The 8,094-nt window shown below is 69.1% G+C and carries 4 protein-coding genes; 3 read left to right on the top strand and 1 reads right to left on the bottom strand.

Going from position 1 to position 8,094, the window contains the following annotated elements; translation table 11 throughout:
- From ACFWF3_RS15505 to ACFWF3_RS15515, 3 genes are all read left to right on the top strand, one after another.
- Positions 1–4,925, top strand: a 4,925-nt coding sequence (locus tag ACFWF3_RS15505) for an amino acid adenylation domain-containing protein (protein ID WP_379314193.1), incomplete at its 5' end; no start/stop codon positions are given.
- Positions 4,925–7,051: an AMP-binding protein gene (locus tag ACFWF3_RS15510; protein ID WP_379314194.1), complete on the top strand. Its 2,127-nt coding sequence runs from the start codon at positions 4,925–4,927 to the stop codon at positions 7,049–7,051. The genes ACFWF3_RS15505 and ACFWF3_RS15510, both read left to right, overlap by 1 nt.
- The gene (locus tag ACFWF3_RS15515; protein ID WP_056814159.1) at positions 7,048–7,263 is read left to right on the top strand and encodes an MbtH family protein; all 216 of its coding nucleotides are present in this window, start codon (positions 7,048–7,050) and stop codon (positions 7,261–7,263) included. Before ACFWF3_RS15510 ends, ACFWF3_RS15515 begins: the two co-directional genes overlap by 4 nt.
- 188 nt (positions 7,264–7,451) lie before the next feature.
- Here the strand turns inward: ACFWF3_RS15515 and ACFWF3_RS15520 are convergent.
- Positions 7,452–8,094, bottom strand: a 643-nt coding sequence (locus tag ACFWF3_RS15520) for a HEAT repeat domain-containing protein (RefSeq protein ID WP_379314195.1), incomplete at its 5' end; no start/stop codon positions are given.

Below are 8,094 nucleotides of genomic sequence, written 5' to 3' on the forward strand. Positions count from 1 at the left end.
GCCCCGAGCTGCTCCCGCTGTCCCCGGCCCAGCAGCGGATGTGGTTCCTCAACCGCTTCGACCGCGCCTCGGTGGCCTACAACATCCCGTTCGCGCTGCGCCTGAGTGGGGCGCTCGACGTCACCGCGCTGCGCGCCGCGATGGCCGACGTGGTCGCCCGCCACGAATCGCTGCGCACCGTGTACCCGGACGTCGACGGCACACCCGCGCAGTCGATCGTCGCTGCCGCCGAAGCGATGCCGACCCTGGCTCCACCGGTGAACACCGAAGCGGCCATGGGCGACACGCTCACACCGGTAGCGACCAGCGAGGCAGCGCTTCCGGCCGCGATTCGCGAACTGGCCGAGACCACCTTCGACGTCACCACCGAGATCCCGGTGCGCATGCGGCTGTTCCGGGTGGACGACACCGAATTCGTGCTGGCCGGCGTCCTGCACCACATCGCCGCCGACGGCTCCTCCATCGCCCCGTTCGTCGCCGACCTCATGCGGGCCTATACCGCCCGGCTCGCCGACACCGCCCCCGGCTGGGCGCCGCCCGCCGTGCAATTCGCCGATTACGCGCTGTGGCAGCGTGACCTGCTCGGCGACGAAGCCGACCCGGAATCCCTCGCCGCCCAGCAGGTCGGCTACTGGCAGACCCAGCTGGCCGGACTTCCCGACCAGCTGGCCCTGCCGACCGACCGTCCCCGCCCCGCCCGCCAGACCCTGCGCGGCGACAAGGTGAGTTTCACCGTCGACGCCGACCTGCACGCCGCGCTGTCCGCGCTCGGGCGCGACAACGGCGCCACCCTGTTCATGGTGGTGCACGCGGCGTTCGCGGCCCTGCTGGCCCGCATCTCCGGTACCGCCGACATCGCCGTCGGCACCCCGAACGCGGGCCGCGGCGAAGCCGAGCTCGACGAGGTCATCGGCATGTTCGTCAACACCCTGGTCTTGCGGACCCCGGTCGTGAGCGACGCCCCGTTCACCGAACTGCTCGCCACCGCGCGGGCCGCCGACATCGCCGCGTTCTCACACGCCGATGTGCCGTTCGAGCGGTTGGTCGAGGTGCTCAACCCCGCCCGCTCCACCGCGCGACACCCGCTGTTCCAGGTCGGCTACTCGTTCCAGAACCACGACCGCGCTCAGCTCGAACTTCCCGGCCTGTCCGTCTCCGCTGTCGAATTCGATGCCGGTGTCGCGCAGTTCGACCTGCATCTGTTCGCCCTGGACAACTACACCGCGGACGGCACCCCGGCGGGAATCGAGATGGCCCTCGGCTACGCCACCGAGCTGTTCGACGCCGAAACAGCCGAACGCCTCGCCGGTCAGCTGTGCCGGATCCTCGCATCCGTCAGCGGCGCGGCGGAGACCGCCATCGGTGACCTCGACATGCTCGGTGCCGACCGCGAGCTGCTGCTCGAAACATGGAACGACACCGCCCGTCCCGTCGAGTCCACCACCCTCGCCGAACTGGTTGCGCGCCAGAGCGACCTGACCCCCGACGCGCTCGCGCTGGTAGACGATGAAACCGGCGAGTCCCTCGATTACGCCACCTTCGACGCACAGATCAACCAGGTTGCCAGGCTCCTGATCGCCGAGGGAGTCGGCCCGGAGCGCACCGTCGTACTGGCCATGCGCCGCGGCATCGACCTCGTCATCGCCATGCACGCCGTCGTCCGGGCGGGCGGCGCGTACGTGCCGATCGACCCCGACCACCCGGCCGACCGTATCGCCTACATCGTCACCACCGCGGCGCCCCTGTGCGTGCTCACCACCGCCGCCGACGGACTGCCGATCGCCGTGGACGTTCCGGTCTTCGAGCTGGACCACCGCGCGCTGCGCGAACTCTCGACGGAGCCGGTGACCGATGCCGAGCGCATCGCCCCGCTGCGCCCCGAGCATCCCGCGTACATCATCTTCACCTCCGGCTCCACCGGCGTGCCCAAGGGCGTCACCGTTCCGCACGCCGCGATCGTCAACCAGCTCGGCTGGCTGCGCGAGCGCTTCACCATGACCACCGCCGACCGGGTGCTGCTGAAGACCCCCGCCACCTTCGACCTCTCGGTCTGGGAGTTCTGGTCACCCCTCACCTCCGGCGGTGCCCTGATCGTCACCCGCCCCGGCGACGAACGCGACCCGGACCGCCTGCGCGCCACCATGACCCGGCACGGCGTCACGGTCTTGCATGCCGTTCCCTCGCTCGTCGGCATGCTCCTGGCCACCGAAGCGACACCCGCGCTGCCTGTTTCGTTGCGCGCCGTCCTCGCGATCGGTGAAGCCCTGCCCGCGGCGACGGCCACCGCGTTCCGTGCCGTCGGCGCCACCGCGGTCCTGCACAACCTGTACGGCCCGACCGAGGCGGCCGTCTCGATCACCGAATACGAAGTGGCGCAGGATCTGTCGCACGTCGTGCCGATCGGTACTCCCGTCTGGAACAGCGCGCTCTACGTTCTCGACGCCCGGTTGCATCCCGTCCCGATCGGCGTCGCGGGCGAGCTCTATCTGTCCGGTGATCAGCTCGCCCGCGGCTACCACGGGCGCCACGCCCTCACCGCCGACCGGTTCGTCGCGAACCCCTTCGCCGACACCGGCTCGCGCATGTATCGCACCGGCGACATCGTCCGTCGGCGTGCCGACGGCACGGTCGAATACCTCGAACGCGCCGACTTCCAGGTCAAGATCGGTGGCTTCCGCATCGAACTCGGCGAGGTCGAAACAGCCCTGCTGCGCTGCGCCGAAGTCCGGGCGGCAGTCGCGATCGCCACGACCGACGAGCGGGCGGGCGCCCGCCTGATCGCCTACGCGGCGGTCGCGGACCTGGCCCCGGGCGACGAGCCCGCCATCGCCGCCCGCCTGCGCGGAGAGCTCGCCGCCGACCTGCCCGCCTACATGGTTCCGGCGGCGCTGGTGGTACTCGACGCGCTGCCCCTCAACGCCAACGGCAAAGTCGACCGGAAGGCGCTACCCGAACCGCAGTTCGCCGAAGCGGCCTTCCGCGCTCCGGTCACCGCGGTCGAACAGCTTGTCGCCCAGATGTTCACCGAGGTGATCGGCTGCGCCGCCGCCGGACTCGACGACGACTTCTTCGCCCTCGGCGGCAACTCGCTGATGGCAACCCGCCTGGCCGCCCGCCTCGGCGCCGCGCTCGGCGTCCACGTCGCGGTGGCCGCGGTCTTCGACGCACCGACAGTCGGCGCGCTGGCCGCGCACCTCGCCACCGCCGATCGCACCATCGCCCGCCCCCCGCTGACCAAGCGCACCGGCGAAGGGCCCGCGGTCCTCTCGCCCGCGCAGCAGCGCATGTGGGTGCTGCACCAGCTCTCGCCACAGTCCTCGGCCTACCACATCCCGGCCGCCATCCGCCTGACCGGCGCGCTCGACCTACCCGCCCTGCAGGCGGCCGTCGCCGACCTGCTGGCCCGCCACGACACCCTGCGCACCCGCTACCCGGACACCACCGGCGGCCCGATCCAGCAGGTGATGCCCGCCTGGTCCGCCGCCGTCGACCTCACCCCCCTCCCGGTGGCGCCCGCCGATGTCGAAACCCGGATCGCGGCGCTCGTCGCGCAGCCCTTCGACATCACCGCCGCGCCCCCGATCCGGGTCGCCCTCTACCGCCTCGGCGACAACGATCACGTCCTCGTCGTCGTGGTGCACCACATCAGCGCGGACGGATACTCGATCGACCCGCTCACCCGGGACCTGGTGCGCGCCTACGTGGATCGCGGCCAGGGGCGCGAACCAGGCTGGGCCCCACTGACGATTCAGTACGGCGATTTCAGTGCCTGGCAGCGCGACCTGCTCGGCTCCGAGTCCGACCCCGGCAGTGTGCTCACCCAGCAGCTCGCCTACTGGACCCGCGAGCTCGCCGGCGCACCCGAACTACTGGCGTTGCCGACAGACCGCCCGCGCGCGGCCCGTCGTGAAATGCGCGGCGCGACGGTCGAATTCGACATCGATTCCGCACTCACCACCCGCCTCGACGACGTGGCCCGTGCCAACGGAACCACCCTGTTCACACTGATCCACAGCGCGCTGGCAGTGCTGCTGGCCAAGCAATCCGGCAGCGCGGACATCACCATCGGCGCACCGGTCTCCGGTCGTGGTGACCGCGAACTCGACGACCTCGTCGGCATGTTCGTCAACACCGTCGCCCTGCGCACCGAAGTCGACGCTCGCGCACCGTTCACCGACCTGCTCACCCAGGCGAAGCGCCGCGATCTGGCCGCGCTGTCCCATGCCGATGTTCCGTTCGAGCAGGTGGTCGACGCCGTGGGTCGCGCCCGTACCGGCGCCTACACCCCGCTGTTCCAGGTGATGCTGACCTTCCAGAACATGCCGCCCGGCGGTATCGAGCTCCCCGGCCTCCACGTGCAGACCTTGGACCCCGGGCTCACCGAGGCCAAATTCGACCTGCATCTCACCGCCCTGCAGCGCTATCGCGCCGACGGCGCGCTGGACGGCCTCGACATCCACTTCGGCTACGCCACAGACCTGTTCGACGCGTCGACGGTCCAGACCATGGCCGAGCGATTCCGCAAGGTACTCACCACCGTCGCCGCCGACCCCACCGTGGCGGTGCGCGCGATCGACCTGCGCACCGATGCCGAAAAGACCCCGACCACCTACACCATCGCTGATCTTCCGGGCCTCGTCGGCTCGGCAGCTCGGCTCGCGCCGGCGACCGTGGCATTCACCCACGGCGAGCACGCCATCTCTTACGGAGCACTCGACGCCAAGCTCGCCGCGGTGAGCAGGGCGATGGGCGCGAAGATGAAACCTGAAGCGTTGGTGAACGTCGCGCTGGCCGGCCTCGTGCCCGGCGTGCTCGCCGCACTCGGCGCGGCCGGTCTCACTTCGACTCTGCAAACACTGGTGACCGATGCTGCCGCGGTAATCGCCGGGACAGCGTCGGTTGACGACTCGGAAGGACAACTCTGATGTCGCACACGGATTCGGTCACGACCGCTGCCACCCTCGCCGCGCTCCTGCGTGACCTGGACGGCGATCGACCACGTGACCCGGCGACCCTGCTCGCCGCCTTCTCCACCTACGCCGACCGCGAACCCGACATCCTCGCGGTGCGCGACGGCGAAATCGGTCTCACCTACGGCGAACTGGCCGAGCGAGTCGATGCGTTGGCCGCCGCGCTCCTCGAGCACGGTGTCGGCCCCGAAACCACTGTCGCGGTGTCGCTTCCGCGTTCGGTGGAATTGGTGGTCGCTGTGCACGCGGTGCTCGCCGCCGGCGGTGCGTTCGTGCTGCTCGACCCCACCGGCCCCGGTGACGTGCAGCGACGCACTGCCGCGCTGGCCGCGCCCGCCTTGATCCTCACCAGCGACGGAACACCGCACCCCGCCGGGTTCCCGGTCGTGCACACCGACGCCACGGTCGACGTCACCCCCGATGAGCTACCGGGGCCGGGCGCGGACAACCCCGCCTACCTGGTCGTCGATGTCGTTGCCGCGACCGCCGTCGTCGTCGGGCATCGCGCGGCGCAGGCCAATTCGAGCTGGCGCCAGCGCCTCTGCGGTATCGGTATCGGCGATTCGGTGCTCTGGCACGCACCGCTGGCCGGCCAGGCCGCGGTGGGGGAGATGCTGCTCGCGCTGCAAACCGGTGCCACGCTGGTGGTCTCGCCGTCGGCGGTGCTCGCCGACGCGATTGCCGAAACGCAGGTGACCGCAGCATGTTTCGATCATGCCGAGCTCGCCGAGCTGGCAGCACTGCCCGATGCCGAGCAGCGTCTGGACTCGCTGCGCGTGGTGCTCGGCTCGGGTGGGCCACTGCTCGCGGAAACCGCCGCCGCCCTGCGCGCGGTGAGCGGTGCGACGCTGTGGCACGTCTACGGCAGGCCCGAGACGGCGGGCGAGTTCGTCGCGCACGAGGTGACCGGCGCCGACCTGGAGGTGGTCCCGTTCGGATCGGCCGCTGACGATGTCGAACTGCTGATCCTCGACGAGCACCTGTGCCCGGTAGCCGACGGCGAAATCGGTGAACTCTATGTCTCCGGTGTGCAATTGGCGCGCGGATACGTCGGCAGACAGGCCACCGCGGCGACCTTCCTCGCGAACCCCATCGGTCCGGTGGACGACCGCATGTTCGCCACCGGCGACCTCGTGCGCCGCAGGCCGCCGGGCGACGCCTGGACGGCCGAGATCGAATTCGTCGGCCGCATCGATGACGGGCCCTATGCCCGCGCGACCGGTCTCGCCGACGAACTACTGCTCGACGAGTTCGAAGCCCAAGCCGCCGCAACCCCTTTCGACCCGGCCGTCGTCCATGCGCCGACCGACGGCCCGACCTCGATCATCACCTACGGTGACCTCGACCGGCGCACCAATCAGCTGGCCCGGCATCTGACCGCGCTCGGCATCGGCCCGGAATCGGCTGTGCTCGTGGATGTCCCAGGTTCCATCGAGTTCGTGGTCGCGGCGTACGCGGTCCTCAAAGCCGGTGGGACCGTGGTACCGATCGACACCGCGAACCCCCGGCTCCCACCGATCGTCAACCCGGCACTGGCCCTGACCATCGCCGCCCGCGAGCACCTCGGCACCTACGACATCCCGACGGTGACGGTCGATCGGGCATCTCTGTCCACCTATTCGAGCGAACCCATCGCCCGCGGCGAACATCGCGCCCCGATCCTGCCGCAGCACCCCGCCTTCGTGCTGTTCCCCCCTGGCGCAACGCACAGCGTCACCATCAGCCATGCCGCCGCCGTGCACCGGGTCACCGCCATGCAGGCCCGCCACCACCTCACCACTCGCGATGTCTGTCTGCACCAATCCCATACCGGCGACGCCACCGCTTGGCACGGCTACCTGCTACCCCTGCGAGTCGGCGCGACCGTCGTCCTCACCGAACCGCCCGACCCCACCCGGTTAGCCGCCCTCATCGCCGCTCACGGCGTCACCGTCACCGACTTCACCCCCCACTTCCCGCCCGCCCGCACCGGCCACAGCGACCGCCTGTTCCGCACGAGCGAGCTCGCCCACCACGAAATCGAAGGCACCTCGGCAGCATTAGCCCACCTCGGCACCCTCCTCGGAAAGGCCACCCCATGACCAACCCGTTCGACGACGACAACGCCCAGTTCTACGTCCTGGTCAACACCGAAGGCGAACACTCCCTCTGGCCCACCTTCGCCGCCGTCCCCGGCGGCTGGTCGGTAGCCTTCGGCGCCGCCCCCCGAACCTCCTGTCTCCACTACGTGGAATCCCACTGGCTCGACATGCGCCCCAACTCCCTCATCGCCGCCATGTCCAACAAACCCTGAGGGATCAGCCGGCCGCAGATGTCTCGGGTTGGCTGGGAACGGGTGTCGTCCGGATGTTGCGGACACCAGCAACGATCTGGTCCACGTCTTCCTCGGCGAAGAGATGGTCCGGGCAGATCGGCGCATGCGAGTTGAACGGTGTCTCGTAGCATTCTCATGCTTGAAGGCGGAGCGATGAACTGAATGAGCTACTGTCCCTCCACGTCGGGCAATCTGTTCCGGACTTTCGCGGCGTGCGGTCGTTCGGACGGCCAACGGAGATCGATGATATCGACAATGTTGCCAATGGTCGGAATATCGGCCTCCAGTGTCGGTGGGCGTGGATGGTCCAGGAAAGCATCGATATCATTGAGGACCAAACTTGCATCGAACTCACTCATCGTTGCAGCGGCATTCTTCACCGCGTCTATCTGTGACCTATCTCCGGTTCGGTAGGCGGCGAGACGAACCTGCAGTCCGAGATCGGGGTCGTTCTCGAGCTTATTGACAAGGGCTTCCATATTATTGTCGGGGTCATTGATCGGGGTCTGACCCAAAGAGTGAATCGCGTACCTGCGAACCTCGTCCAGCTCGTCATCATCGTCCGCACACGTGAACAGCGCCGCTGTCGAACTTCCCGGATAGCGTCCCAATGCTTCCGCCGCCGACGCCCGGACTATCCATGAATCGTCGGATCGAAGATGCGATGTCAGCGGTCCGACGGCAGGCGCAAACTGGATCATAGTGAGCGCTTCGGCCGCTTCGGTGCGAACGAGCTCGTCTGGATCTTCGAGCATCCCGACAAGTAATGGTCCAACGTCGTCGACGGAGGCTCCGCCAAGGAACCCTGCT

The organism is Nocardia sp. NPDC060220 (genome assembly GCF_042727815.1).
Taxonomy (GTDB): Bacteria; Actinomycetota; Actinomycetes; order Mycobacteriales; family Mycobacteriaceae; genus Nocardia.

Coding starts and splice junctions, on each gene's coding strand:
- ACFWF3_RS15510 (WP_379314194.1), top strand. CDS start 4,925: ATGTCGCACACGGATTCGGTCACGACCGCTGCCACCCTCGCCGCGCTC.
- ACFWF3_RS15515 (WP_056814159.1), top strand. CDS start 7,048: ATGACCAACCCGTTCGACGACGACAACGCCCAGTTCTACGTCCTGGTC.